Below are 26,365 nucleotides of genomic sequence, written 5' to 3' on the forward strand. Positions count from 1 at the left end.
CTGAGAAGTCTAACCGCCGTAACGGGACAGTGCTGCGACGATCCATTCCTGCGCGGCGTCGGCCAGCTCCGCCGGCTCCAGGATACGGACGGCGCCGCCATGCTGGGCAACAAACATGGGCAGCCAGCTGGTGCTGCCGAACCTGATCTCGGCAATGAGCCCGCCGCCCGGTAGCGGTGCGGTCCGTTCGGCGTAATAGTCATCCGCGAGGCCGGCGCCCTGGGGTGCCAGTTGCACCGTTACCAGAGTGTCGTCGTCGTTCGGGGTGAACAGCTTGACGGGGAAACCCTCGGCGGGTCTCGCCGCCTCCGTCACCGCCCGTCCGTTCGGCGCCAGCCCCTCGATGCGGTCCAGCCGGAAGTTCCGGAGGCCGCCGGCGCTGTGGCAGTACGCCTCGAAGTACCAGGTGTTGTCCAGGGAGTAGAGCCGCAAGGGGTCAACGTCCCGCTCGGACATGGAGTCGCGCTGCGCTGAAAAGTAGGTGAGGTGCAGCTGGCGGCCGTCGGCAATGGCCTGCCGTATCGTCGCCAGATGCGCCGAGTTCGCCGGGCCGACCTGGGGGCCGGCGATGGAGCCGGCCTTCAGGCCTTCCTCCCCCGCGGCGGCCATCAGCTTCACCGTTACGGACTCCAGCGCGCTCCCCTCGGCGAGCTCAGGGAGCCCGTTGAGGGTCTCCAGCCCTGTCAGCAGGGCGCACGCCTCGTCCACTGTGAAACGGACGGGACGATTGAGGTCCAGGTCCTGGGTGATGAAGACGTGGTCGTCTTCCCACTGGATGTCCAGGAGATCATCCGGGTAGCCCTCGGGCAGGCCGGAACATATCAGGATCCGCAGGTCGTCCTCCAGCTCTTTCCGCGTCACGCCGAAGCTGGAGGCGACCTCGCTGATATGCAGGCCCTGGTTGTGGACCAGGAACGGGACGAGCTGGAGCATCCTCTTGAGCTGGTCCTCGGACGTTCGCTTGCGCGGACGCTTCGACGGCACGGTGTCCGGAAAGACGACGGCGGGAGCCGGGGAGGCGGAAAAATCCGCGGCGGCCTTCAGCCTTCTGCGGACAGCGGCTGCCAGCTCCGTCGGCGCAGAAACCACCACGTTCGGGCCGTAGGAGGCCAGCTCTTCACCCAGTACCTCAGCGTCGCGGTACGGGACGCTGAGGCGGTCCCATCCGCCGTCGGGCATGCTGCCATGCGCTTCGGGTGTGGGGGTTTCGGTGGCGCGCTTGCGAAGTCCCAGCAGCTTGCCTGCGGCCACGTCCACGAAGGCTGACTGCACTGGCAACTCAGGAAGCGAATCCAGTTCGCTGCGGACGTTGAAGCCGGCCGGGGGCGTGTAGCTGTCCTTGTCGAGGACGGTCACGGCCGACGTGAAGCGGGACAGTCGGAAGAAGCGCTTCGCGGCCCGGTCCCGGTCAAAACCCACCAGGTACCACTGGCCAAATCGGCTGCCCAGGCCCCACGGTTCAACAGTACGGTTCTCTTCGCGGCCGGTAGTGCCGGCAAGGTATGTGAAGCTGACGGGATGCTGGGCGTGCATCCCCGTGATCAGGTCCTCAAAGGCCTGCCCGGCCGGTTTGATCCGCGGCTGCACGCCGTGCGGCAGTTCAGCCGCAGCGAGCCCGCCGGCTGCCTGCAGCTTGCGCATGGCGTCCTGCGCCGCCGATCCCAAGGCGGCCCGCTCCCACAACTGTGCCGCCAGGATGAGGACGGTGCATTCGGCGGAAGTGAGGCTTACATCCGGGAGCCGGTTGGACTCTTTGCCGATCCGGTAGCGCGTCGTGGCCGGGTCGTCGGAACTCCAGCCGTGGTCCATGACCGTCTCGACGTCAAAGCCGAACTGGCGGAGGTCGCTCTTGTCCCGCTCGAACATGCGTCCGAAGGCAGCTTCGGTGCTGCTCGTGTCGTGGTAGACCTTTTCGCGCAGATCACTGCGCCGCAGCCCGTAGCGGGTGTTGAGCAGCGCGATGAGCAGGTTCAGGAGGCGTTCTGTACGTGAGGCGGACACCTTGGCTACGTTACTAAAGCCGCTGCGGCTTAATGCCGAAAGCGCGGCAACAAACGGAAATTTCCTTCCGATTGTTACCGCGCTCCCTATGGCTTGCCCGGCGGGTGCCGGGCATTCCTCCGCTTAGCGGACTCCGACGAGGTCCACAACGAAGATCAGCGCTTCGTTGGGGCCGATCGCTCCGCCGGCACCGCGGGATCCGTAGGCGAGTTCCGAAGGGATTTCGAGACGGCGGCGGCCGCCGACCTTCATGCCCAACAGGCCCTGGTCCCAGCCCTGGATGACCTGGCCCACGCCGACCCGGAAGTCCAGGGGGGCTCCACGGCCCCATGAGGCGTCGAACTCCTCGCCCGTGGACCAGGCGACTCCGACGTAGTGGGTGGAAACGGTGTCGCCCGGCTTGGCCTCGGCGCCGTCGCCCTCGATGAGGTCGGTGATGACCAGATCGGTGGGGACGTCCCCCTCCGGGAAGTCAATTTCCGGCTTCTGGCGGTCGAAATTGCGCTGTCCAAATGACATGTTTGCTCCTTTTTCTTGGATTGGGATGGCTTACTTGACGCCGAGGATATCGACGACGAACACCAGATCGCCCTTGGCCTCGCCCTGGCCGGCATCACCGTAGGCAAGGTCCTTCGGGACGACCAGGAGGACACGCGAGCCCACGTTCTTGCCGGCAAGGCCCTGCGTCCAGCCCTTGATGACACCGGTGAGCGGGAAGCTGGCCTTTTCGCCGCGGTCGAAGCTGGAGTCAAACTTGGTGCCACCGTTGAGGGTGACGCCGACGTAGTTGACGGTCAGCGTGTCGGTTTCCTTGACGGCCGGGCCGGTGCCCTTGATCAGGTCCTGCGAGACGAGGGCTGTCGGTGCCTTGACACCTTCGACGGAGATTTCCGGGATTCCCTTGTCGTTTTCCTTGACGGTCGGCAGTCCGGCGGGCGGCGTGACCGTTTCGCCTTCGGGCTTGTCGAGGACCTTCGGGGCATCCTTGGCGGCCAGGACCTTAACTACCAAGAGCTGCGTGGGGCCGGCCTCGGCGCCTTCCTTGGCGGCCTGGCCCGGGACCGCAAGCGCAAGCTCCGAGCCGATTTTGGCGCCCACGAAGGCGTTGTAGATCACGGCGTTGCCGGTCTTGAGTGCATCGTTCAGCTCAAGGGGCTCGGGGTCCTTCGCGAAGGTGTCCTCGAGCGTGGTGCCGTCCTTGCCGCTGACGGCGAGGATCGAGATGTCGGCGACTTGGTTCGCCTTAAGGCGCTCTCCGTCGCCCTCGTTAACCACCTTGACGGTAGGTTCCTTCACATCAAGGGGCTTATCGAATTCGACTCCGGGTGCCTTCTTGTCACCGTTGTCCGTAAGCTTCAGAGAGTCGAGCTTGGCGGTCTCGCCAGCAGACTGGCTGGTGGGCTCCGGGGCTGCAGGCGAGCCGCCGCAGGCGGTGATCAGCAGCAGTCCGGGAATGAGAATTGCTAGTAGTCGGCGCACGTAAGAACTTTCGTCGGGGCAAGATGGATGCGTTGCCGCCGATGAAGCACGGCAACACAGTCTGTGGCCGCGTAAACGGCCCCATCCAGAATAGCCCCTGAAGCTGGGTATCAGCCCATAGAGTCCAGGAGCGCATCGACGCGCTCGTCCACGTTCCGGAACGGATCCTTGCACAGGATCGTCTGGTGGGCGCGGTCGTTCAGCTTCAGGTGCACCCAGTCCACCGTGTAGTCACGGCCCAGTTCCTGCGCGCGGCGGACGAAATCCCCGCGGAGTTTTGCCCGGGTTGTCTGCGGTGGCGCATCTACGGCGTCCTTGACTGCGGTGTCGTCCACCACGCGGCGCACCGCTCCCCTGGCTTGCAGCAGGTAGTAGAGGCCGCGGGTCCGCGAGATGTCGTGGTAGGTCAGGTCGAGCTGGGCAATCCGCGGCGCATCCAACCCGAGTCCGTGCCGGTTCCGGTAGCTGTCCATCAGTTTCTTCTTGATGGCCCAGTCGATCTCAGTGTCGATCGTGCTGGTGTCTCCGCTCTCAATGGCGGAAAGCGTCCGCTCCCACAGGTCCAGGATGACGGGCACATGCTGATTGTGCGCGCCGTGTTCGGCCACAAACGAGGTGACCTTGTTCAGGTACTCGCGCTGGATCTCCAGCGCCGTCAGCTGCCGGCCGTTGGCCAGACGGATGAGCGCCCTGCCGCTGAGGTCGTGGGAGACCTCCCGGATGCTGCGGATGGGGTTCTCCATCCGCATGTCCCGCATGATCACGCCGGCCTCGATCATCCGGAGGATCAGGTCCACGGTGCCCACCTTCATCAGGGCCGTGGTTTCAGACATGTTGGAGTCACCCACGATCACGTGGAGGCGGCGGTAAAACTCGGCGTCGGCGTGCGGTTCGTCCCGGGTGTTGATGATGGGCCGGGACCTGGTGGTGGCGGAGGAAACGCCTTCCCAGATGTGGTCCGCGCGCTGGGAGAATGCGAACGTGGCCCCGTGCGGGGTCTTCAGGATTTTCCCGGCACCGGCGATGAGCTGCCGGGTCACCAGGAACGGAATCAGGATTTCCGCCAGCCTGGAGAATTCGCCGCGACGGGGAATGAGGTAGTTTTCGTGGCTGCCGTAGGAATTGCCCGCGGAGTCCGTGTTGTTCTTGAAAAGGTATACCGTGCCGTTGAACCCCTCGGCGGCGAGGCGTTCCTGCGCCTCGTCAACGAGGTCGTCCAGGATCAGCTCCCCTGCGCGGTCATGGGCGATCAGCTGTCCCAGGTCATCGCATTCGGCGGTCGCATACTCGGGGTGCGAGCCCACGTCGAGGTACAGCCGGGATCCGTTGGTCAGGAACACATTCGACGAGCGTCCCCAGCTGACCACTTTGCGGAAGAGGTAGCGTGCCACCTCCTCCGGGGCGAGCGGACGCGAGTCCGGGCTCGAGTAAGAGATGCCGAACTCGGTTTCGATGCCGAAAATGCGCTTGTCCATTTCAGTTCTCCTCAGACAGCAGGGCGGCGATTTCGTCGTCGCCGAGGCGTCGGAAAGCCCGCCGGGATCCCCGGGTGCCCTCCGAATTGCGGTCCAGTACTGCCACCTCAAGGGCTGACGCGGGCAACTCGCCCGCTTCCTTGTCCGTGACCAGTCCCTTCATGGCGAGCCTGATTGCACCGGCGAAGTTCAGTTCCCGCTGCCACCCGCCGTCCACGGTCTCGGCCACTTTGTCTGCCTGACCGCCCATCACAATGAAGCCCTTTTCGTCAGCGATCGAACCGTCGAACGTCAGCCGGTAAAGGTGGTCGTCGGCCGGGCTGCCGCCAACTTCCACCACTGCGAGTTCCACTTCGAACGGCTTCTGCTCGGCCGTAAATACGGCACCGAGGCTTTGCGCGTAGACGCTGGCCAGTCCCCTGGCCGTGACGTCTTCCCGGTCGTAGGAGTACCCGCGGACGTCCGCGTACCGCACGCCCGCCTGCCGGAGGCTTTCGAATTCGTTGTACTTGCCGACCGCGGCGAAGGCGATCTTGTCGTAGATCTCGCCGATCTTGTGCAATGACGGCGACGGATTCTCCGCGACGAGGGCGATTCCCTCCTCGCAGCTGATCACCACGACAGACCGGCCCCGGGCAATTCCCTTCCGTGCGAAATCCGCACGGTCCTTCATCAGCTGTTCGGGCGACACATAAAACTGTTGAGTCATGTCAGGCCTCCCGCCGTGCTGCGGTTCTGGCCTCGATGATGGTTGCGGCCACGGCAGCGAGATCGTGGTCGGGGATGCGTCTGGCCCCGCTGCGGCCCACAGTGTAGACAACAGGCCACAACTGCCGGACCGGGTCCGGTCCGCCGGTTGCCGAGTCGTCATCCGCTGCGTCATAGAGGGCTTCAACAGCGACGGCCACCGCCTCCTCTTCGCTAAGTCCCGGCCGCCAGAGCTTCTTGAGGGCACCGCGCGCAAACATGGAACCCGAACCCACTGCGTGGTGTTCCTGCTCCTCGTACCGGCCGCCGGTGACATCGTACGAGAACAGGCGGCCGATGCCGGCAGGGAGGTCAAACCCGGCGAAGAGGGGCACAACGGCAAGGCCCTGCATGGCCATGGGCAGGTTACCGCGGATCATTGCTCCGAGCCGGTTGGCCTTGCCTTCGAGGCTCAGCAGCGTTCCCTCGATCTTTTCGTAGTGTTCCAGCTCCACCTGGAACAGCCGCGTGAGGTCGATGGCGATGCCCGCGGTGCCCGCAATTCCCAAAACCGAATAGCGGTCGGCCGGAAAGACCTTTTCAATGTGCCTGCTCGCGATGATGTTCCCCATCGTGGCGCGGCGGTCGCCGGCCATCAGCACTCCCCCGCCATAAGTCAGCGAGACGATGGTGGTGGCATGCGGCACCTGCAGCGGCTGCGAGCCGGGGCCGGCAGGCGGGAATGGCTGATTGTATGGAAGTAAGCCGGGCCTGTTGCGTTGAAGGTGTTCAGTGAACGATGACGTCGCGTTGGCAGCTACCTGGTTGGCTGTTGTGTCCTGCACTGATGCACTCCTTCAACGTGGTGGGTCAACGTCTCTTCGACCGTCCGGGCTGCCGTCCTCCAATCAGGCGCTGGCAGCGTGAATCCTACTGGCCGCCTTTTTGAACGAAGGCCCGGACGAATTCTTCGGCGTTGGATTCGAGGACGCCGTCGATTTCGTCCAGGAGGTCGTCCACGCCCTGGGTGGCTGCCGATGCCTGGGCGTCCCCGGCTGCTGGTGGCGTTGCGGGGGCGTCGTCTTCGATTTCGCTTTCCCGCGACTGCGGCTGCTGTTGCTCCTGGCCTGCCATTTCCTTCTCCTTCTATCCGTCCCCGATGAGAGGGGACATCCTGTAAGCCCATATTGCCACGGCTTAAGCCGCGGTGGGGTGCTTTATGCCGGTGGCGGAGGCGGAGTTTGTCCGAGCAGTTCGGCCAGGAAGGATCCGGCGTCTTTGTGCCTGGCAAACAGGCCTCCCGTGAGGGCTTCGGTTCCCCTCAGTGGCTCCCGGGTAGGCACCCGCTGCAGCCTTCCGTGGCCGGGGACGTCGAAGATGACCGAGTCCCAGCTGGCGCCCACCACATCCTTGCTGAATCTGCTGACGCAGTGGCCGCGGAAAAAGGCGCGCGTGTCCGACGGCGGTTCCGTCATCGCCCGGGCGATTGTTTCGTCGTCGACGATCCTGTCCATCCGGCCGCGGGCAAGCATCCGGTGGTACAGCCCCTTTTCCGGCCGCACGTCCGCCCACTGGAGGTCCACGAGGCCCAGCCGGGCGTCGTTCCACTCCAGTCCATCCCGCTGCCGGTAGCCTTCCAGCAGCGAGTGCTTGGCCAGCCACTCCACGGAGGATGCAGCGGCCGTCCGGTTGCTATCCAAGTCCGTCAGCGTCGCCGCCCAGCGGTCCAGGAGAGCGTGCGTGTGTCCGTCACCGTCCACGGCGTCGCCCACCCCGGTGTCCTGTGCCAGCTTGGCCGCGGCCTCGTGGTAAATCCACTGCAGGTCCAGGGCCGTGACCCGGCGCCCGTCGAGGAGCCGGAGCGTGGCGGTCAGCGAGGTGTCGTGGCTGACGGTCTGCAGGGCCGCCACGGGCTCGTGGACCTCCACTCGGGGAGCCAGGCCCGCCTCAATCAGGCTGAGGACGGCGGCCGTTGTCCCGAATTTGAGGTAGTTGGCGGCCTGGCTGAGGTTCGCGTCACCGATGATCACGTGCAGCCGGCGGTATTTGTCCGCCGTTGCGTGGGGTTCGTCGCGGGTGTTGATGATCGGCCGCCGGATGGTCGTTTCCAAGCCCACCTCCGCCTCGAAGAAATCCGCGCGCTGGCTGATCTGGTAACCCGGCCGGGAGCTGTCCTGCCCAAGGCCCACCCGCCCGGCGCCGCACATGATCTGGCGGGTGATGAAAAACGGGGTCAGGCCCCGGACGATGTCGCCGAAGGGCACCGCACGAGGCATCAGGTAGTTCTCGTGCGAGCCGTACGACACGGATTTGTTGTCCGTGTTGTTCTTGTAGAGGTTCACTGGCGGCAGCTGCGGATCCGCGGCCATGCGGCGGACCGCCGAAAGCGCCACGACGTCCCCCGCGGCGTCCCAGGCGACGGCGTCGCGCGGATTGGTGACTTCCGGGCTTGAGTACTCCGGATGCGCATGGTCCACGTAAAGGCGTGCGCCGTTACCGAGGACCATGTTCATGAGGAGTGAACCTGATTCGTCCTCGCCGTCCTGCTCCAGCTCTTCCCGTCCGTAGGCCAGTGCCACGGCTTCGGCGTCAAGCACCGGCGGCTGGTCGGTCAGCTGGCTGGGGTCCGCCTGGTTCCGTTCCAGGGTCCAGCCCCGGGCATCGTGCAGCGGTTCTTCATCCGTGTAGTCCCAGCGCGTTTCCGCGCCTCCGGCGGCACGCTGCCGCGTCAGCTGGGCGTACGCCTGGATGACCCGGGCGGACATCATGGTCGCGTTGGCGCCCGGAGCCGACGGCGCGTGGATGCCGTATTCGGTCTCCGATCCCATCACCCGCATCACGCCGCCGACCGGCAGCGGACCTCCTGGTACCGCTCCGCTTCGCGGCGTCACAGGTACTGGCCCGTGTTGGGCATTGTCTCGATGGATTTCCCGGGTTCCTGTCCTGCCTTGCCCTGGACGATGGTGCGGATGTAGGTGATGCGCTCACCCTTCTTGCCTGAGATACGGGCCCAGTCATCCGGGTTGGTGGTGTTGGGCATATCCTCGTGTTCGCGGAACTCGTCGACGACGGCGCGCAGCAGATGGTCTATGCGAAGACCCTTCTGCTGCGTGGTCAGCAGGTCCTTGATGGCGTACTTCTTGGCACGGTCCACCACGTTCTGGACGACAGCGCCGGAGTTGAAGTCCTTGAAGTACAGCATCTCGGTGTCCCCGTTGGCGTAGGTCACCTCAAGGTATTCGTTGGACTTTTCGGTGGAGTACATTGCTTCGACGGTGCGCTGGATCATGGCATCGACGGTCGCCTGGACGTCGCCGCCATGCTCCGCGAGGTCGGATTCGTGGAACGGCAGGTCCGTGGTGACGTACTTGTAGAAAATATCGGCGGCGGCCTCTGCGTCCGGCCGCTGGATCTTGACCTTGACGTCCAGCCGGCCCGGGCGAAGGATGGCCGGGTCAATCATGTCCTCGCGGTTCGACGCACCGATGACAATGACGTTGTCCAGGCGTTCGACGCCGTCGATCTCGCTGAGGAGCTGGGGCACGATCGTCGTTTCGACGTCGGAGGAGATGCCGGTGCCGCGGGTGCGGAACAGCGAATCCATCTCGTCGAAGAACACCACCACGGGGCTGCCGTCCGAGGCCTTCTCCCGTGCACGGGAGAAGATCAGGCGGATGTGCCGTTCCGTTTCGCCGACGTACTTGTCCAGGAGTTCCGGGCCCTTGATGTTGAGGAAGTAGCTCTTCAGGTCAACGTTCCCGGTGCGCTCGGCAGCCCTGGCGGCCAGGGAATTCGCTACAGCCTTGGCGATCAGTGTCTTGCCGCATCCCGGAGGGCCGTAGAGGAGGATGCCCTTGGGAGCCTTGAGGCCGTGTTCGCGATAAAGGTCAGGGTGCAGGAACGGCAACTCCACGGCATCCCGGATTTGTTCAATCTGCGGCCCCAGACCGCCGATGTCCTCGTACGTGATGTCCGGAACCTCTTCAAGCACAAGGTTCTCCACTTCGGAGCGAGGAACCTTCTCCAGGGCGTAGCCCGTGCGGGAGTCGATGGAGAGGGCGTCGCCCACGCGAAGCTTTTCCGACATCAGGGCCCCGGAAAGGCGGATGACGCGTTCCTCATCCGCGCGTCCCACCACGAGGGCGCGGTCCGTGCCCAGCATTTCCTTGAGCGTGACCAGTTCGCCGGCGCGTTCATAGCCGAGGCCGGCCACCACCAGGAGTGCTTCGTTAAGAAGGACTTCCTGGCCGACGGCGAGCTGGTTCATGTTCACCAGCGGGCTCACCCCGACTCGCATCTTCCGGCCGGCGTTGAAGATGTCCACGGATTCCTCCGTGGCCGCCTGCCCGCTGTTACCGGCGGTGGGCTGCCGTTTGGGGTTCAGCTGCAGAATGGTGCCAAAGCTGTAGGGTGGCTGGCCTTCCTGGTCCAGGGCATTCTTGAGCCGCAGGATTTCCGCTTTCGCGGTTTCCAGCATGCCTACCAGCTTTGAGTTGTTCTGCGTCGCGGCCGCAAGCTGGCGGTCGATGTGCCGCAGTTTGTCCCGGAGGATGTTCACCTGCCGGTCCGCAACTGAGAGTTCGTTGGCCACATAGCGGGCGTTCTCAGGTTCCACTGCCCCCGTGGTTTCGTCCGGTGTCCGTGAGGAGTCGTTGTTCGGAGTCTCCATCATGCATCAGCCCCTTCCTGCGCTTCTATTAAGACCTTAGCCCCAAGAAGCCGGGTACTGCTGGAGACATCCGAAATACGGACTAGTTCGTAACCTCCGGGTCATCCTTCACGTTGGTTCCGGCGATGGCATCGCGTGCGGCGCGGCGGAGTTTCTTGTCGGACACCGCTCGTTCGCCCACGGCGCCGGGCGTCCAGGCGTTGACGTCCTCTTCGTTGAAGTCAGTCTTGGAGGGACGGCGCTTCACGGAGATGCCGGTGACCCCGTCCGCGAGCCTGCGCGTGACCAGCAGGAAGCCCGTGTGGGCCACCATGCGGTGGTCCGGGCGCACGGCGAGTCCTTCCAGGTGCCAGCCACGGACCATGGATTCCCAGGCATCGGGCTCGGTAAAGCGGCCGTCGGCCCGGATGGCCTCCGCCGTCCGGGACAGCTGGGTCACGGTGGCCACGTAGTTGATCCACACGCCGCCGGGGGCAAGCACGGTGGCTACGGCGTCGAGGCATTCCCACGGTGCCAGCATGTCCAGGACCACGCGGTCCACGGAACCGGGAGCCTCGCTGCGGACCACTTCCTCCTGGAAGTCGCCGAGGGAAATCTTCCACGCAGGGTGCGGACCGCCGAAAATGGTTTCCACGTTGCCGCGGGCTATGTCCGCGAATTCCTCGCGCCGTTCAAAGGAGTGCAGGTAGCCGTTGTCTCCGACCGCACGCAGCAGCGAGATCGACAATGCACCCGAACCGACGCCGGCCTCCACCACACGGGCGCCGGGGAAGATGTCCGCCATGGTGACGATCTGGCCGGCGTCCTTGGGGTAAACCACAGCCGCGCCGCGGGGCATGGACAGGACGAAGTCGGAGAGCAGCGGACGGAGCGTCTGGTACTGCTGGCCCACGTTGTTGGTCACCACGGACCCGTCCACCTTGCCGATGATTTCGTCATGGTTCAGGAAACCGCGGTGGGTATGGAACGCTCCGCCGACCTCCAGGGTGATCGTGTTCATCCGGCCGCGCTCGTCAGTCAGCTGTACCCGCTCGCCCTCCCGGAACGGACCTCGACGGCGGGCGGCGCCGACCGGCAGTGCGCCGGTGGTGCCGGCGACGTCTGCGGTGTCGCCAAGCGTGATGTTGTTGGCGGCAGTTTCGCTGCTCATGGAATATTCCTCGCTTTTGTAAACCTGTGTGGCCGTGCATCAGGACGGCCGGGCACCAGTCGCCGGCCCGGGCGCCGATATTTCACGACCGGCAGGTAACTCTACCGGTTCCGGACCTTCGCGCGCCCGCTGCGGCGCATTTCTTTGCCTGTAATGGCCGTCACCACGGCCGACTGCCGGAGCAGCCCGGTCACTCTTCCCTGGTGATCCACCACTGCGTACTCACGGCCCTCAAGCTGGGCCAGGTACTGCACCAGCTCCTGGCCCTGGGACCATTCCGGCACGTAGGCTCCGGCGCTTAGGGCGTGCGAAACCGCAGTGGCCGGCGTTGTTGCCGCGGCCCCGGCCGGAACGGAAGCGACGGCGGCCTCGTCCACGATTCCAGCGGGCCGGCCGTCCGCTCCGCACAGAACGATGGCCGTTGTACCGTCCGTAGCAAGCCGGCGGACATCAGCCACCGTGGAGGATTCCGGTATCCCGACGGCGGGCTCAGCCAGTGCCGCGGCGTTGACGAGGTGCAGCCGGCTGCGGAGGCGCCCGTGCTGGATGGAGGCGGAAGCCCCCATCCACAGGAAGCTGCCCACCAGCACCGTAATGAGCATGAGCGAAACGTCCGGGCGGTCACCCCGCAACAGCGGAAGCAGGACGAACCAGGCGGCCAAGGCGATGACGATGATCCGGCCGGCCCAGCCTGCTGCCACCGTGCCCTTTTCCTGGCTGCCGGTGGCTTTCCAGACGGCGGATTCCACGAGCCGCCCGCCGTCGAGGGGAAGGCCCGGAAGAACGTTGAAAATACCGATCAGCAGGTTCGCCCAGACAAAGATATTGGACAGGATTCCTGCCACGCCGGAAGGGTCCGATGCCATGATGAGCAACCAGCCCGCACCGGCCAGGAGGAAATTGGCTGCCGGCCCGGCCAGGGCAACCAGGACGGAGCGGCCCGGCGTGGCGGTGAACCCCTCGAACTGGGTGTGCCCGCCCCACAGGTTCAAAACGATCTTCTCCGTCGGCCAGTGGAAAATCTTGGCCGTCAGGGCGTGGGCGAGCTCGTGAACCAGCACCGAAATGAGCAGCAGCAACGCGTACGCGAAGGCCACGTAGTAGGCGGCAACGCCCATGTCCGGGTACTGGCCCTCGAGCACGGGTCCGTACACAATCACTGTGAACGCTGCGATGATGAACCACGAATACGCCAGGACAACCCTGATGCCGGCGATGCGGCCCAGCGAGATGCCTTCCCGGCGGCCGTTGGCGGCCTTCTGGTCCCCGCCGCTTGCTGGCTCAGTCAAGGCTGTGGCTCCGAACCGCTGCTTCTTCCAGCCCGAAGTCCCCCGCCGGGGATTCGTTGCGCCGGACCACCAGTTCGTGCAGGTCCGCCACAGTGCGTCCATCGAGGGAATGCCACGTGGCCCGAGCCGGATCGTGGGGCAGCGGGACGATGTGCGGGATGGCCACTGTGACCACTCCGGACGCCATGGCGGCAGCGACGCCCGGCGCAGAGTCCTCAAGGGCAACGCATTCGTGGATGCTGAGGTGTGGGTCCTCCTGCCGCAGCAGGGCGACCGCCTTGAGGTACGCCTCGGGGTGGGGCTTGCCGTTGATGACGGTGTCCCCGGTGACCAGGAACTCGAAGTAGGGCTTCGGCAGGCTCGCCACGATTTCGCGCGCCAGCGGCGCCTCGGACATCGTCACCAGGGCGCACCGGATGCCTGCCTCATGGAGTTGGTCCAGCAATTCGCGCGCACCGGGCCGCCACGGAACGGAGGTGCGGACCTTGCTGATGACCTGGGCCGTGAGTGTGTCGATGATTTCCCGTGACTCCAGCTTCACGCCGGCCTGCTGGAGGATGGCGGCCGAGAACACCAGGGACTGCCCCACCAGCTGCATGGCCTGGGCGTGGGACCACTGGCCGCCGTGGGCAGCAACGAGGGCATGCTCGGCTTCGATCCAGTACGGTTCGGTATCGACGATGGTGCCATCCATGTCCCATAAAGCGGCTTTGAGAAGTGGCTGGGAGGCTGAGGATCGCATGGATCCAAGTCTACGGTGCAGCAATCGGGCGCAGGCCTGCAGTACGCCCTTGGCGAATATCCTGCAGGATGCTGGGGAGTTGTCGCGGCGTCGGCGCAGTGGGGAAGCAGCGCGGAAGCGGAATCGCTGCGGCTCGGCCAAGATTAGTGGCGCTTCATTTCATGCAACCGGCGGGGTCTTGGACGTAGGGTGAAGAAATGAATAGCTTCGAGGGAGACACCAGCGAACCGGGTGCCACGCCCGAGCCGGAGCGGCTGCTGCAGCCCGTGCCCGAAGGCCAGCGCATCACAGTGATGCTTGCCGCTTTTGAAGGCTGGAATGATGCCGGCGAAGCAGCGAGCGATGCCCTCCGGTACCTGAACAAACTTTGGGGCGGCAAGAAAGTGGCCTCGATTGACGCCGACGAATACTACGACTTCCAATTCACCAGGCCCACCATCCGCCGGACGTCGTCCGGGGAACGCAAGATCAAATGGCCGTCCACGCGCATCTACAAGGCCAGTGCCCCGGAGGCGAACGTCGATGTGATCTTCGTCCAGGGCACGGAGCCGTCCTATAAGTGGCGCGCCTACACCGCTGAGCTGCTGGTACACGCCGAGGCCCTGCACGTTGACTACGTCATCCTCGTGGGTGCGCTGCTGGCTGACGTGCCGCACAGCCGGCCCATTCCGGTGAGCACATCGACGGACGACAGCGCCCTGCGGGAACGGATGAACCTGGAGGCGTCACAGTACGAGGGGCCGGTGGGAATCGTCGGCGTGCTGTCTGAAGTGGCGCTGCTGGCAGGCCTGCCCACTGTGTCCCTCTGGGCGGCCGTCCCCCACTACGTGGCACAGGCGCCCTCGCCGAAGGCCCAGCTCGCCCTCCTGCACAGGATTGAGGAGCTGCTCCAGGTCCCGCTGGACACGCACGAACTGGCGGAAGAAGCGGATGCCTGGGAGCGGGGGGTGGATGAGCTCGCCACCGAGGACCCTGAGATTGCCGCCTATGTCCGGCAGCTGGAGGAAGCGAAGGACACCGCTGATCTTCCCGAAGCAAGCGGCGAGTCCATTGCCCGCGAGTTCGAGCGCTACCTCAAGCGCCGCGGCAAGGATAAGCAGTAAGGCCCAGGCCGTCCAAAAAAGCTCCGGGGTCCCGCGAAGATCGCCGGACCCCGGAGCTTTTTCCGAAAAAGGCTAGAGTTCGACGCCGAGCAGGGAGTTCACGGCGTCACTGACCAGTGCCTCGTCCATGGCCGACGCGGCAACCGCCTGCTTCCGTGCCTCGGCGGCCCAGCGGTCCACGGCTGCGAGGGCGCCGGGGGCATTGAGGTCGTTCGCCAGTTCAGTCCGCATTTCGGCGACGAGGGCGGCTGCCGAGCCTTCCGGGGCCATGGCAAGCGCGCTGCGCCAGTCTTCGAGCCTGGCTTTGGCCTCGGCGAAGCCAGCCTCCGTCCAGGACCAGTCACTGCGGTAATGGTGGGCGAGGATGGCCAGGCGGATGGCTGCAGGTTCCTCGCCGTCGGCCCGCAGTTTGGACACAAGCACCAGGTTTCCCTTGGACTTGCTCATTTTTTCGCCGTCGAGCCCCACCATCCCGGCGTGGGCAAAGTGCCGGGCCAACGGAACGCCGGACAGGGAATACGCGTGGCCGGCACCCATCTCATGATGCGGGAAAACCAGGTCGGAACCGCCGCCCTGGACGGTAAACGGTGCCGGCAGGTACTTCTGCGCGATCACCGTGCACTCAATGTGCCAGCCGGGCCGGCCATCCCCCAGTTCCCCGCCGGGCCAGCTGGGTTCACCGTCGCGGGCGACACGCCAAAGAAGCGGGTCCAGCGCCTGGCGCTTGCCGCTGCGGCCCGGGTCGCCGCCGCGCTCCGCAAAGAGTTCCAGCATTTCGGTTTCGGAAAGCCCGGACACCGAGCCCAGGGTCCACGCCCCGGCGTCGGTTGATTGCTTGCTGGCGGCTTCGACGTCGTAGTAGACGTCGCCGTCGGGCTCACCGGCAGTTCCGGCCACACGGTAGGCCAGGCCGAACTGCAGGAGCCGCTCGATTGCGGGAACAATTTCCGGGATGGATTCGACCGCACCGACGTAGTGGTCGGGCGCCAGGACATTGAGTGCTGCCATGTCGGTTTGGAAGAGCTCGATTTGGCTTGCCGCGAGCTCGCGCCAGTCCACGCCGGTGGCGGTGGCCCGCTCGAGGAGGGGGTCATCGATGTCGGTCACGTTCTGCACGTAGGCAACGCGCTGGCCGCCGTCACGCCACGCGCGGTTCAAAAGGTCGAACGCTACATAGCTCGCGGCGTGGCCCATGTGGGTGGCGTCGTATGGGGTGATTCCGCAGACGTACAGTGATTGTTCACCCGCGGCCTCAAGGGTGCTGTAGGCACGCTCGACGGTGTCGTAAATTCGAACGGCGGGCATGCGGCCCGGGAGCTGAGGAACAGGGCGGGAGATCCAGGATTTCACAGGCCAAGCCTAGTGCTAGGCGCTGATGACATTGAAACCGAGCAGCAAATACAACGCCATGCCGAGGAAAATGCGATACCAGACGAAGAGCCGGTAGCTGCGCGTGGAGACGAACTTCAGGAACCATCCGATGATGACGTAGCCCACCACGAAGGCGATCACCGTGGCCAGGGCCGTTTCCGGCAGGCCGTACGGACCGGTGATGCCGTCCTTGGAGACCACTTTGTACAGCTGGTAGAGCCCGCTGCCGAATACTGCAGGAATGGCCAGCAGGAAGGAATACCGGGCTGCGGCTTCCCGGGTGTAGCCCATCAGCAGGCCGGCTGTGATGGTTCCCCCGGACCGCGACACGCCGGGAATGAGAGCCATGGCCTGCGCCAGGCCGTACAGGATGCCGTGTTTGTAGGTGAGGTTGGTAAGTTCCCGTTCCTGGCGGCCCACCGTGTCCGCCACGGCAAGGATCAGGCCGAAGACGATCAGCATGGTGGCCACGATCCACAGGCTGCGCAGCACGGACTCGATCTGGTCCTGGAAGATCAGGCCGAGGACGATGATGGGAAGGCTGCCCAGGATCACCAGCCAGCCCATGCGGGCGTCGGGGTCGTTCGACGGCACACGACGCGTCATTGACCCGGACCATGCCTTGATGATGCGCACGATGTCCCGCCAGAAGTAGACGATGACTGCCGTCTCGGTTCCGAGCTGGGTGATGGCGGTAAACGCCGCCCCAGGGTCCGCCGCATTAGGCAGGAACGAACCGACGATGCGCAGGTGCGCGCTTGAGGAAATCGGGAGGAATTCAGTCAGCCCTTGTACAAGACCCAGCAGGGCCGCTTCAAACCAGTTCACGTTTATAGACCCTACGTCATGAAGCAGGGTGAATCCCCGTAAGCTAACAGCTATGCAGCAGCGTTATGTCGGCAACAGTGGGTTGCGCGTGTCCTCACTCTCCCTGGGCACCATGTCGTGGGCACGGGAGACCGATGAGCAGGACGCGTCGGAGCTGCTGCGCACGTTCGTCGACGCAGGCGGAACCCTGATCGATACCGCCGCCTCCTATGCTGACGGCCAGGCGGAGGCCCTCCTGGGAGCCATGCTGGGTGACGTCGTCTCCCGCTCCGAAGTGGTGATTTCCACGAAAGCGGGGATCTCGACGTCGGACGGCCGGCGCAGCGTCGATACCTCACGGAACGGCATGTTGTCCGGCCTGGACGCCAGCCTTGCCCGGCTCGGCACGGACTATGTCGATATCTGGTTTGCGCAGGCATGGGATGCCAACGTCCCACTGGAGGAGACGCTGTCCGCCCTTGAGTTTGCAGTGCGCACAGGCCGCGCCCGGTATGCGGGCGTGTCGAACTTCACAGGCTGGCAGACCGCCAAGGCCGCGGCGATAGCGGGCTTCCCCCTGGTCGCAAGCCAGTCGGAGTACTCGCTGCTGCAGCGCAGGCCGGAAGCCGAAGTCATCCCGGCTGTCGAAGACGCCGGGCTTGGCCTGTTTGCCTGGGCCCCGTTGGGCCGCGGTGTGCTGACCGGGAAGTACCGCGGGCACATTCCGGCGGATTCGAGGGCGGCGCAGAAGAGGCTGGCCAGCTACGTGGAGCCCTACCTGGAGCAGCCTGCATCCCGGATCGTGGAGGCTGTGGCGATGGCCGCTCGCGGACTCGGCCGGTCGTCGATCGATGTGGCCCTGAGCTGGCTGCTGTCCCAGCACGGTGTGGCCACCGCGATTGTTGGCGCCAGGTCCCCCGTGCAGCTCAAGGAGATCTTGGATTCGCAGCTGGCGCCGGTGCCGGCGGAAATCGCGCGGGCACTGGAAGACGTCTCTGCGGTGTAGCAGGCGGTCGGGGCGGCGCCGGGACCCGGGTCAGTGCTGGACGGTTCCTCAGTCCTGGACGATTTCCAGGTCTTCGTCGTCTTCGGCGTCCTGTTCATCGTCGTCGTCATCCACGTCGTCGATGACCTCCAGCGGAGTAACCTCCCCGTAGGCCTCATAGAGGGAATCGTCATAGACTTCGAAGGCATCAGCTACGGCAAAGAACGCCGCTTCGACCGTTGGGTCTCCCTCGCCCCGGCGTGCGGAGGCAGCGATCAGGTGTTCTTCAAGGGCTGTGGTCAGGGACTGAAGCGCGACACGCGGATCGATGCTCATGACTTCACGTTAGTCGGAAATGGACGAAAATGGAGAGCAATGAAAGAACATTTTCTGAGCAGTTCAGTCCAGCGGGAGCGGGACTACGCGAGGCAGTACGAGTACCTGGTACTGACGGTCAGCCCTGAGGATTCGCTGCCGGAGGCGCGCCGGCGCCTTGTTGAACACTCCGAATACGGCAAGTGGGAGCTGGAGCGCAGCCGGCTCTATGTGGGCGGTGGCAGGCGCTTCTGGCTCCGCCGCAAAGTCATCCAGGTCCAGCGGACGGTTTAGCGGAGTCCAGCGGACCGTTTAGCGGAGTCCAGCGGGGCCCCGGGGAAAAGGTACAGCCTCCCACTGCCCGGCAGCTGCTACGGCGTCTCCAACGGGCCCAGCCAGGCGTTGGCCACGGTGTTGTGCGCTGACTCGTCATCGGAAGGGTGGAACATCCCGGCGAGCACGTCACGGTAGAGGCGTTCAAGTTCGGTTCCCCGGAAATAGCTTGAGCCCCCGGATACCCGGATTGCCAGGTCGACAACAGTCCGCGCCGTTTCCGTGGCCCGGACCTTGAGGCCCACGAGCCTGGGAAACCACTGGCCGCCGTGGTCCACCAGCCCGTCAACGTCACGTGACAGCTCGGCAAGCTGCGGGTACAGGGCGTCCATCGCCATGGCGGCCTCCGCCACCTTCCACCGGATGTCGGGGTCCTGGGCGTAGCTGCGCCCCCCATTCTTGAAGGATGTACGCCGTTTGGCCGCTTCCACACCCAAAGCCAGCGCCCGCTCGCCGATGCCGGTGTAGACAGCGGCCAGCAGTGTCTCGAAGCAGGCAAAGATCGCGAAGATCAGCGGATCGGCGTTCGGCCCTACCGGGAGCTTGCGGAAGATGCGGTCAGCGGGCACGACGGCGCCGTCCAGCACGGTGGTGTTCGACTGGCTGGCCCGCATGCCCAGGGTGTCCCAATCTCTGAGGATTTCATAGCCGGCAGCGTCCCTGGTGATGAAGCCGTGAATCAGTTCGCCTTCGCCGTGCCGGGCGGAGCTGTCCTTGCCGAAGATCCCGAGCCTGGTCCAGGCAGGTGACAGGCTCGTGAAGATCTTCCGTCCCGTGAAGCCGTAACTGCCGTCAGCGTGCGGCGTGGCAACGGTCCGTGAATCGAAAAGCACGGAGTCGTTGCCGGCTTCCGAGTTTCCGAACGCGAAAATTTCCCCCTGTGCCGCCTCCCGGAGGACGAAGTCGAGCGAGGAATCACCGCGCGCGGCCAGGACCTGCGCGACGCCGGTCCATACCAGGTGCATGTTGATCGCCAGCGCGGTGGCCGGGGCCGCCGTCGCCAGTCTCCTTTGCAGCTGGGCTGCCGCTGCAAGGCCCAGCCCCAGTCCGCCGTCGGACGCCGGCACAAAGATCTTGAGGTAGCCCGCCGCGGCAAGTTCCTCCAGATCCTCAGCGAAGAAGCTGTTCTCCTGGTCATAGCGGGCCGCACGGCCGCGGATCCGCTCCAGCAGGGGCTCGGTGAGGATCTGGTCCGGCGTCATGGTTTGGCCTTCATGGGCTTCGGCGACGGGGGGCTCAGTAGGTGGTCAGCAGCCTGTCCAGCACCCTGGCCCCGAATTTGAGGGAATCTGCCGGTACGCGCTCATCCACGCCGTGGAACATGCCGGTGAAATCCAGTTCATCCGGCAGCTGGAGCGGGGCGAAGCCGTAGCCCGTTATGCCGAGCCGGCTGAGGGACTTGTTGTCCGTGCCGCCGGACAGCGTGTAGGGAAGCACCTTGGCGCCGGGGTCTTCGGAATGCAGGGCATCGATCATGGAGTCCACCAGGTTTCCAGCAAAAGGGACCTCGAGTGAGACGTCGTTGTGGACGTAGGAAACATCGACGCCGGTACCCGCGAGTTCCCTCACGATTTCCAGGACCTGCTGCTCCTGGCCCGGCAGCGTCCGGCAATCGACCAGCGCCTCGGCGGATTCGGGGATGACATTGTGCTTGTACCCGCCTTTGAGGAGAGTCGGGTTGGTGGTGTTCTGTAGCGTGGCTCCAACGAACCGCGCCACGGTTCCCAGCTCCTTGAGGAGCTTGTCCGGATCGTCCGGATCGAATTCGACGCCTGTGAGTTCGGTCACGCCATCCAGGAACTGCCGGGTGGTGGGTGTCAGCTCCACCGGCCACTGGTATTCGCCGATGCGGGAGACCGCGCTGGCGAGGCGGGTGACGGCATTGTCAGTGTTGATCTGCGATCCGTGGCCTGCGCGGCCATGGGCCACCAGCCGCAGCCAGGAGAGTCCCTTTTCTGCGGTCTGCAGGAGATAGGTGCGCTGGCCGCCGATGGTGGCCGAGAAGCCGCCCACCTCGGAGATCGCTTCGGTGGCTCCGTCGAAGAGTTCCCGCCGGTTTTCGACGGCGTAACGGGCGCCGTAGGTGCCACCCGCCTCTTCGTCGGCGAAGAATGCGAAAATCAGGTCGCGCTTGGGCTTACGCCCCGTCCGGGCAAAGTTCCGCATGACGGAGAGGATCATGGCGTCCATGTCCTTCATGTCCACGGCTCCGCGGCCCCAGATCAGGCCGTCCTTGAGTTCCGCTCCAAAGGGATCGACTGACCACTGCTCCCGGAGGGCGGGCACAACGTCGAGGTGCCCGTGCACCACCAGGGCGCTGGCAGAAGGGTCCTCCCCCGCAATTCGGGTGACGACGTTGGCCCGGCCCGGCGCTGATTCGAAAATCTCGGCCTCGAGGCCCACTTCGGTGATGAGCCCGGCCGTGTATTCCGCAGCCGCACGTTCCCCCGGTCCTGTTCCGTCACCGTAGTTCGAAGTGTCGATCCGGATCAGTTCCTGGCAGATCCTGACAACTTCATCCTCGGGGCGTACTTCAGTCATGTTTCACTCCTCGTGGGGGCGGTCTGATTGCTGGTTTCAGCCTACCCACAAGCCCCCTGCAACCCCCGATTATTTGTTTCCGGAAAAGTCGTGCTAGAGTCTTTCTCGCTGCTTCGGAGAAATCCAAAACGCTGAAAGGCGGAACGGATCCCCGAATTACCACCTGCGCGGGTGGCGGAATGGCAGACGCGCTAGCTTGAGGTGCTAGTCCTCGAAAGGGGGTGGGGGTTCAAGTCCCCCTCCGCGCACAAGGGAAAACCCCTGGAATCCAAAGGATTCCAGGGGTTTTTTTCTGTCTCCATCATGACCTTCAGCGACTTCGTGAGCCTGCAGCCGTTGCTCACCACCGCAACTCAAAGCAACCCATTCGTGTTTGTGAACTCGGTTGGCGCCCCTCTAGCTCACAACCGCAGCTGGGATGAATGGGATCTGGCTGTCAAAAGCGTATTGGCACGCTTGGATGACAGGATGCGACGAGGAGGACACCTGACGATGTCCGGCTGTTAGCCATGCTCGGTCGTGGTTGAGAAACGCACGAACACGACAAGCCATGCCGCAGGGTAGTGACACGACGAACATCGGACTCCGCAGCCGACACGACGCCTCTCCGATGCTCCGGTGACCTCCACTCAGTCCACGCAGCTCGTAAGCTGCCGGGGCCCTTGTGTACCGCCGTGAGTCTTAGCTCTCGTTGACGTGGAGTTCCACGATGCCGATCTCGGAGAGCGTGTCCAGGAGGGTCGTTTCGTGAACGGGTCGACCAACAGGACGTTGACCGTGGGCTTCGCCGGGGTGCCGTAGTGGGCGTACTCGGTCGCGACCAGCACGAGCGGCACATCCGGGTTGCCCGACTCGGAGATCTTGTCGATCTTCTCGGCCCGGTCGGTGAAAATGGCCGTCAGGACAGGACATCCTCGGTCTGCAGGGACGCGGCGAACTTACCTACCTGACAGGCGCTGACCATGCGTTGCTCGGCCCACCAGCCACCGCTGGTCGTCCCGTGCTCCGGTAGTAGTGGTCGGCGTGGAAATTCCCCTCAGGGGCGCATCCATAAGCGTAGGGGTTGCCAAAATCTCCTAGCTTGAAAGCCACCAAATCGCTGTTGGATGTGTCTGTGGCCTTCGTGAACCGGAGGTACCAGCCCTTGCCGTGCCGTTCATCCTGCTCCGGTACCTCAATGCCGTACTTCTTCAGATACCGGTACGAGGTGGCTCTGGACCAGCCGACCACGCCGGCAGCCCGCTCCGCGCTCTTGCTGATGGTGCATTCGGGGCCACGCAGGAGGACCGTGCCTCCTCGGCGACGAGGATGCGTCCACGGCGTTCCTGTTTGTGGGTGGTGATGACTCCATACGCGTGCCTTCGAGGAACGGGCTCATCCTCCTCAGCCAGATCAGCCGCGTCCGCTTTAGAGGACGCCGGCTGTGGAGACGAGCTGTGCCCGGCCCTCTTCGAGGCGGTAGGTGACGCCGACCACCACGGTGGAGTAATTGTCCACGGCGTCGAAGATCGCCCGTGAACTGTCCAGCAGCCGCCGCACGGTCTGCTTGACGTGTTCGATGACCATGTCGTTGACCTCCGTTTTGTCCTCACGCAGCGACCTCAGCACCGACGGCGTGATCCGTTCAACCAGGTCGCGGATGTGGCCCTGGGGCGACTCCCCGGTTTCCACGGCGTCTTTCGCGGCCGTGACGGCGCCGCAATTGTCATGTCCGAGGACGACGATCAGCGGGACGTGGAGCACCGAGACCGCGTACTCGAGCGAGCCGAGAACGGCGTCGTCCATCACGTGGCCGGCTGTGCGCACCACGAAGACGTCGCCGAGGCCGACGTCGAAGATGATCTCCGCGGCGAGACGGGAGTCCGCGCAGCCAAAGATGACGGCGAACGGATTTTGCATGTTCACCAGTTCGCTCCGCCGGGAGGCGTTCTGGTTCGGGTGCAGCGAATCTCCCGAGACGAAACGCTCGTTGCCGTCAAGGAGGCGCTGCCATGCCTCGTACGTGCTGATTCTGCTGCTCACTCTCCTTACTGTAGGGGAGCACCCCGTCGCCCCTAGAGACTCCCGTCTTCAAAGAGGCCAGCGACGAGGCTCGTCGCCTTCTTCTACATCGGCACAGCCTTTCTCATCGACCTCGCAGCATCCGGGAACACAGCCGCCCGGCGACTCTCCAGTCGGTCACCCCGGCCGACGTCGAGGAACGCCCCGGTAGCCGGCACGCCAGAAGGGCCCGTTCAGGAACGGGCCCTTCTGCGTTGGTGATTCAGCCAGATGCTGGCCGGCGTTTTGCGTCCTAGACGCCGGCAGGCTGGTCGAACCGCTGGCCTGCCGGGTTTGAGCCCAGGATCATGAACACCAGCAGTGCCAGGGCACCGAGGAACGGAACCAGGACGATGAGCACCAGCCAGCCGCTGAAGTTGCCGTCGTGCAGGCGGCGCACAACGAGGGCAAGCGACGGAACGATAGTGGCCAGCCACCAGACGGCGAGCAGGATGTAACCGACAGTGGCACCAGGACCGGGAGCTGCCTGGCTCGTGAGGGCGGATGCCGGAGTGGTTGCGGCGGATCCGACTCCGATAATGATGTTCAGGATGATGCCCACAGCAACGGAGACGAGGGTCCACCACCAGTATTCGCTCCGGCTGGCCCGCCCGGAGAACGTGGCGTACTTCTTGAAGAACCGTTTGACCGCTGCCGGGAACGGGGCACCGTAATACGGCGCCCAGAGAGGCGGTTCGCCGCCGCCCTGCCAGGTCTGCTGCGGCGTCTGCTGTTGCGGGTACTGCGAATAGCTCAAGGTGTTCCCCCATGGATTTGGATTGACGAGACGAGCCCATCGTACGTGCCAGCGGGGGCCGATTAGCCATTCGATGGATAAAATTTACTTCGATTTACGGCAGGTGACACTTTCGTCGATGGAGAACCGCGGCCAGGAGGGCGTTGGCGACCATGACGCCGCACCTTCCCGGCTGTCTGTTGCCGACTGCTCTTCACGCGCCGTAGCCTACGTGCAGGAGGCTAGGATGCTCCCGATCGCGTCGTGTTCCGGCCGGGTGACCCAGAGCTTGTACTTGGCCTTCACCGCCGTCATCCGGGCAGCGTACTCGCACCGGAAGGCCTTGTTCGGTGGCAGCCAGGTGGCGGCGTCCTTATCGGACTTGGCCATGTTGGAAGGACCGTCGGCTGCCATGAGGTTCAGAGGATCGTTGGCGAATTGCTTCCGGTTGTCTTCGCTGATCAGCTGGGCACCGGTCTGCCACGCCAGTGACAACGGAACGATGTGGTCAATCTGGACCGCCGAGCTTGTGTCCGCGCCGCGGACGAACTGGATTGTCTTACCGGTGTATTTGTCAGCCAGCGTACCGGCAGCCACCACGCAGTCGTGCGTGCCGGGTTTGAAGGACTCCCCTGTCAGGTCACGGGCCAAAATGTCATTCCGTGTGTCGCAGCCGTTGTGGTCCACGTCCGCCCAGGCGGCGCCGAACTGATCGCGGCTGTAACCGGTCTTCGGCGCACGGCCCTTCACCGGAATACTGGCGAGCCGGGCAATGGCGGCGGCCACTTCATCCGGGTTCGCTGCCTGATCTTCCGCAGGCGTGGACGGCGCGGCGCCGCGGGCGGCCTTCGCGATCGCCGGACCCGCGGAGGCTGCGGCGTCACAGCCTGCCAGGCCCCCGAGCAGCAGAGCGGCGGTCAGGAGGGTCAGGGCTTTGGAACGGCGGCGTGAGATCGTCTTGTCCTTCATTAATACGGCGGTCCCGCTCAGGCTATCCTCGCCGCGGGTCCGCGCCTCGCAGGCCAAACGATGGCGCCGGTCACAGTTGTGCCCGCCGGCGCACGGGCCGCCACAATCCGCACGCCTCGAAACGAGCCTAGAGCGTGTCCTTCCCGGCGCGGGCACCGTAAAGGTAGGCGAGGTCATTGAGTGTCTGCAGGGTCAGCTCCTGCGCTTGGGCAATCCTTGACTGCCGTCCCGGAGAACCGGCACCGTCATCCGGCCCGGACCGCAGCGGTTCCACGGAAACCGGTTCATCGCCGAAAAGCGCCTTGAGGTACTCAAGTTGCAGGCGGCCGCGGACGCCATCGGCCTTTGACTGGACGTCAGCCAGCGCCATGAGAGCAAAGGCGACGTGCCGGCGCTCGCCCCACAGGCCAGCCCTCAGGGCCAGCCCAAAGAGCCCGTCCAGTTCCTGCCCGGCGGACGCCTTTGCCCTGCCGACGAAGATTTCGGCTGCCGGGCCGGACTTTGACTCCGTCCACCGGTAACCCATGGGCACACGGCGTCCTCTTTTGGACAGGTAAAAAGCCGAGGCCGTCAGGAACATCTGCCCGGCACCCAGCACCGTATAGCCCAACGTGATGTCGCTCAGCTGCCCGTGCCGGCAGGCAATGATGAACTCCTGCACGTCCTTGTCCCACAGCCGGTCCGTTACGCCGCTTTCCATTTCCATGCACCCCCGAAATAACGGTACCGGTCCGGAGCGCGCCGGATCAGGAGACTCGCTGCGGCGGCTCCCTAAATGCCGTTCCTGCAAGCAGGCAACGCCTAGTCTTGGTCTGTGACGTTGTCCCCTGGCCCCTTTGAACTTGGTGTTGCTGCCCCTGCCGAATGGTGGCAGATCGTGGCGGCGCTGGGGCCGCTTGCGGTTCTGGCCGGCGCTGTCCTCGCTGCATTCATCGGGTGGCGGACACTGCGGCAAAAAGCAGTGGCGGACGCCCAGGCACTGAAGCAAAGAACCCGGGCCGACGACCGTGCCGAATGGTGGAAGCGCACACAGTGGGCCCTCGACAAAGCCCTGGACGCCGACGGGGACGCCAAGGCCCTTGGGCTGGCATCCCTGGCAGTCCTGGCACGGAGTGACCTTGCCCGCGAAGAGGAACTGGAACTGCTGGACATTGCGTGGCAATCGGTGACGGAGGCCAACGGCGACGAGGGTACCTGGGACGAGGACGTCGACGCCGTGGACTCCGAGGAACCAATCGGCGACAATGGAACCACGAGCACCGACGGTACGGAGGAGGGAAAGCCATGAGCACCAGCACACCGGAACAGAAAAAGTCCCGGACGCCCCGCCACGTCTCCACTTCCCGCGGCAGGCAGTTGACCCCCTCGGAACACAGAGTCCAGGTGGCGGCAGCCAAGCTCCGTGTGGCCCTCGACGAACGTTTGGGCCGCCCTACCCCGGCAGAGACCAAGGCGCTGTCCAAGGAAGATCTCTGACGCAAGCCAGATCCTCATGCCAAAGGCCCCGCACGGCGGGGCCTTTGGCATGATTCGTTATCGGAGTTCCCTCAGACCTTCTCGGGCGTGCGGTCCACAACCGGTTCCGAACCCGTGAACTTCCGTTCCCGGCGGGGGAAGGCCCAGAACTTAAAGTCCTTTGCTTCCACCCGGGGTTCCGGCTGCTTTTCAGGTTC

The 26,365-nt window shown here is 64.7% G+C and carries 26 protein-coding genes and 1 tRNA gene; 6 read left to right on the forward strand and 21 right to left on the reverse strand.

Annotated elements, in window-relative coordinates; all coding sequences use genetic code 11:
• Positions 1 to 9: 9 nt before the first annotated feature.
• The 12 genes from AC1DRE_RS00350 to AC1DRE_RS00405 all read right to left on the reverse strand — a co-directional run bounded on the left by AC1DRE_RS00350 (position 10) and on the right by AC1DRE_RS00405 (position 13,492).
• On the reverse strand, positions 10 to 2,001 hold the full coding sequence (locus AC1DRE_RS00350; protein ID WP_476982841.1) for a helix-turn-helix transcriptional regulator: 1,992 nt from the start codon (positions 1,999 to 2,001) through the stop codon (positions 10 to 12).
• Between the two features lie 123 nt (positions 2,002 to 2,124).
• Positions 2,125 to 2,520 (reverse strand): FKBP-type peptidyl-prolyl cis-trans isomerase, encoded by a 396-nt coding sequence (locus tag AC1DRE_RS00355; protein WP_104174280.1) that lies wholly within the window; start codon positions 2,518 to 2,520, stop codon positions 2,125 to 2,127.
• Positions 2,521 to 2,550: 30 nt separating this feature from the next.
• Positions 2,551 to 3,480: an FKBP-type peptidyl-prolyl cis-trans isomerase gene (locus tag AC1DRE_RS00360; RefSeq protein WP_476982842.1), complete on the reverse strand. Its 930-nt coding sequence runs from the start codon at positions 3,478 to 3,480 to the stop codon at positions 2,551 to 2,553.
• A gap of 110 nt (positions 3,481 to 3,590) precedes the next feature.
• Complete coding sequence (gene pafA / locus AC1DRE_RS00365; RefSeq protein ID WP_364126807.1) at positions 3,591 to 4,955, reverse strand: Pup--protein ligase; 1,365 nt, start codon at positions 4,953 to 4,955, stop codon at positions 3,591 to 3,593.
• 1 nt (position 4,956) lies between these two features.
• Entirely contained in the window at positions 4,957 to 5,664 is a 708-nt protein-coding gene (prcA, locus tag AC1DRE_RS00370) for a proteasome subunit alpha (RefSeq protein WP_476982843.1), read from the reverse strand.
• 1 nt (position 5,665) lies between these two features.
• Entirely contained in the window at positions 5,666 to 6,487 is an 822-nt protein-coding gene (gene prcB / locus AC1DRE_RS00375; protein WP_476982844.1) for a proteasome subunit beta, read from the reverse strand.
• Positions 6,488 to 6,572: 85 nt separating this feature from the next.
• Entirely contained in the window at positions 6,573 to 6,776 is a 204-nt protein-coding gene (locus AC1DRE_RS00380) for a ubiquitin-like protein Pup (protein WP_104174275.1), read from the reverse strand.
• 83 nt (positions 6,777 to 6,859) lie between these two features.
• Positions 6,860 to 8,479, reverse strand: a complete 1,620-nt coding sequence (dop, locus tag AC1DRE_RS00385) for a depupylase/deamidase Dop (RefSeq protein ID WP_476983316.1) — start codon at positions 8,477 to 8,479, stop codon at positions 6,860 to 6,862.
• 50 nt (positions 8,480 to 8,529) lie between these two features.
• Entirely contained in the window at positions 8,530 to 10,311 is a 1,782-nt protein-coding gene (gene arc, locus AC1DRE_RS00390; RefSeq protein ID WP_104174349.1) for a proteasome ATPase, read from the reverse strand.
• Positions 10,312 to 10,393: 82 nt separating this feature from the next.
• Positions 10,394 to 11,461, reverse strand: a complete 1,068-nt coding sequence (locus AC1DRE_RS00395; protein ID WP_476982845.1) for a tRNA (adenine-N1)-methyltransferase — start codon at positions 11,459 to 11,461, stop codon at positions 10,394 to 10,396.
• A 101-nt stretch (positions 11,462 to 11,562) separates the two neighbouring features.
• A complete protein-coding gene (locus tag AC1DRE_RS00400) occupies positions 11,563 to 12,750 on the reverse strand; it encodes a site-2 protease family protein (protein WP_476982846.1) in 1,188 nt (395 codons plus the stop codon).
• Entirely contained in the window at positions 12,743 to 13,492 is a 750-nt protein-coding gene (locus tag AC1DRE_RS00405; RefSeq protein WP_476982847.1) for an HAD family hydrolase, read from the reverse strand. The genes AC1DRE_RS00400 and AC1DRE_RS00405 overlap by 8 nt, the downstream gene beginning before the upstream one ends.
• Positions 13,493 to 13,689: 197 nt before the next feature.
• On the opposite strand from AC1DRE_RS00405, the gene AC1DRE_RS00410 reads away from it, so the two are divergent.
• The gene (locus AC1DRE_RS00410) at positions 13,690 to 14,595 is read left to right on the forward strand and encodes a PAC2 family protein (protein ID WP_476982848.1); all 906 of its coding nucleotides are present in this window, start codon (positions 13,690 to 13,692) and stop codon (positions 14,593 to 14,595) included.
• 72 nt (positions 14,596 to 14,667) lie between these two features.
• Here the strand turns inward: AC1DRE_RS00410 and mshC are convergent, their stop codons facing one another.
• Complete coding sequence (gene mshC / locus AC1DRE_RS00415; RefSeq protein ID WP_476982849.1) at positions 14,668 to 15,945, reverse strand: cysteine--1-D-myo-inosityl 2-amino-2-deoxy-alpha-D-glucopyranoside ligase; 1,278 nt, start codon at positions 15,943 to 15,945, stop codon at positions 14,668 to 14,670.
• A gap of 15 nt (positions 15,946 to 15,960) precedes the next feature.
• Positions 15,961 to 16,794 (reverse strand): undecaprenyl-diphosphate phosphatase, encoded by an 834-nt coding sequence (locus AC1DRE_RS00420; protein WP_476982850.1) that lies wholly within the window; start codon positions 16,792 to 16,794, stop codon positions 15,961 to 15,963.
• Between the two features lie 52 nt (positions 16,795 to 16,846).
• Between AC1DRE_RS00420 and AC1DRE_RS00425 the strand changes: the two genes are divergently transcribed.
• On the forward strand, positions 16,847 to 17,779 hold the full coding sequence (locus AC1DRE_RS00425; RefSeq protein WP_476982851.1) for an aldo/keto reductase: 933 nt from the start codon (positions 16,847 to 16,849) through the stop codon (positions 17,777 to 17,779).
• A 48-nt stretch (positions 17,780 to 17,827) separates the two neighbouring features.
• Here AC1DRE_RS00425 and AC1DRE_RS00430 read toward each other — a convergent pair whose 3' ends face one another.
• Entirely contained in the window at positions 17,828 to 18,094 is a 267-nt protein-coding gene (locus AC1DRE_RS00430) for a hypothetical protein (RefSeq protein ID WP_028269224.1), read from the reverse strand.
• A gap of 39 nt (positions 18,095 to 18,133) precedes the next feature.
• Between AC1DRE_RS00430 and AC1DRE_RS00435 the strand changes: the two genes are divergently transcribed.
• On the forward strand, positions 18,134 to 18,367 hold the full coding sequence (locus AC1DRE_RS00435; RefSeq protein ID WP_476982852.1) for a DUF5703 family protein: 234 nt from the start codon (positions 18,134 to 18,136) through the stop codon (positions 18,365 to 18,367).
• Between the two features lie 77 nt (positions 18,368 to 18,444).
• On the opposite strand, the gene AC1DRE_RS00440 is transcribed toward AC1DRE_RS00435, so the two are convergent.
• Positions 18,445 to 19,608: an acyl-CoA dehydrogenase family protein gene (locus tag AC1DRE_RS00440; RefSeq protein ID WP_476982853.1), complete on the reverse strand. Its 1,164-nt coding sequence runs from the start codon at positions 19,606 to 19,608 to the stop codon at positions 18,445 to 18,447.
• 34 nt (positions 19,609 to 19,642) lie between these two features.
• Positions 19,643 to 20,947: a M20/M25/M40 family metallo-hydrolase gene (locus tag AC1DRE_RS00445; protein ID WP_476982854.1), complete on the reverse strand. Its 1,305-nt coding sequence runs from the start codon at positions 20,945 to 20,947 to the stop codon at positions 19,643 to 19,645.
• 165 nt (positions 20,948 to 21,112) lie between these two features.
• Between AC1DRE_RS00445 and AC1DRE_RS00450 the strand changes: the two genes are divergently transcribed.
• Positions 21,113 to 21,195, forward strand: a tRNA-Leu gene (locus AC1DRE_RS00450).
• A gap of 1,159 nt (positions 21,196 to 22,354) precedes the next feature.
• On the opposite strand, the gene AC1DRE_RS00455 is transcribed toward AC1DRE_RS00450, so the two are convergent.
• The 4 genes from AC1DRE_RS00455 to AC1DRE_RS00470 all read right to left on the reverse strand — a co-directional run bounded on the left by AC1DRE_RS00455 (position 22,355) and on the right by AC1DRE_RS00470 (position 25,398).
• Positions 22,355 to 22,969, reverse strand: coding sequence for a carbonic anhydrase (locus AC1DRE_RS00455; protein ID WP_476982855.1), 615 nt, complete (start codon positions 22,967 to 22,969; stop codon positions 22,355 to 22,357).
• A 271-nt stretch (positions 22,970 to 23,240) separates the two neighbouring features.
• On the reverse strand, positions 23,241 to 23,744 hold the full coding sequence (locus AC1DRE_RS00460; protein ID WP_476982856.1) for a DUF805 domain-containing protein: 504 nt from the start codon (positions 23,742 to 23,744) through the stop codon (positions 23,241 to 23,243).
• A gap of 207 nt (positions 23,745 to 23,951) precedes the next feature.
• The gene (locus tag AC1DRE_RS00465; RefSeq protein ID WP_476982857.1) at positions 23,952 to 24,692 is read right to left on the reverse strand and encodes an HNH endonuclease family protein; all 741 of its coding nucleotides are present in this window, start codon (positions 24,690 to 24,692) and stop codon (positions 23,952 to 23,954) included.
• A gap of 127 nt (positions 24,693 to 24,819) precedes the next feature.
• Positions 24,820 to 25,398: a hypothetical protein gene (locus AC1DRE_RS00470; RefSeq protein WP_476982858.1), complete on the reverse strand. Its 579-nt coding sequence runs from the start codon at positions 25,396 to 25,398 to the stop codon at positions 24,820 to 24,822.
• Positions 25,399 to 25,506: 108 nt separating this feature from the next.
• On the opposite strand from AC1DRE_RS00470, the gene AC1DRE_RS00475 reads away from it, so the two are divergent.
• Both AC1DRE_RS00475 and AC1DRE_RS00480 read left to right on the forward strand, forming a co-directional pair.
• Complete coding sequence (locus AC1DRE_RS00475; RefSeq protein ID WP_476982859.1) at positions 25,507 to 25,980, forward strand: hypothetical protein; 474 nt, start codon at positions 25,507 to 25,509, stop codon at positions 25,978 to 25,980.
• Entirely contained in the window at positions 25,977 to 26,168 is a 192-nt protein-coding gene (locus AC1DRE_RS00480) for a hypothetical protein (RefSeq protein ID WP_209744677.1), read from the forward strand. Before AC1DRE_RS00475 ends, AC1DRE_RS00480 begins: the two co-directional genes overlap by 4 nt.
• Positions 26,169 to 26,365 lie beyond the last annotated feature (197 nt).

It is taken from the genome of Arthrobacter sp. P4_H3, from assembly GCF_056400885.1.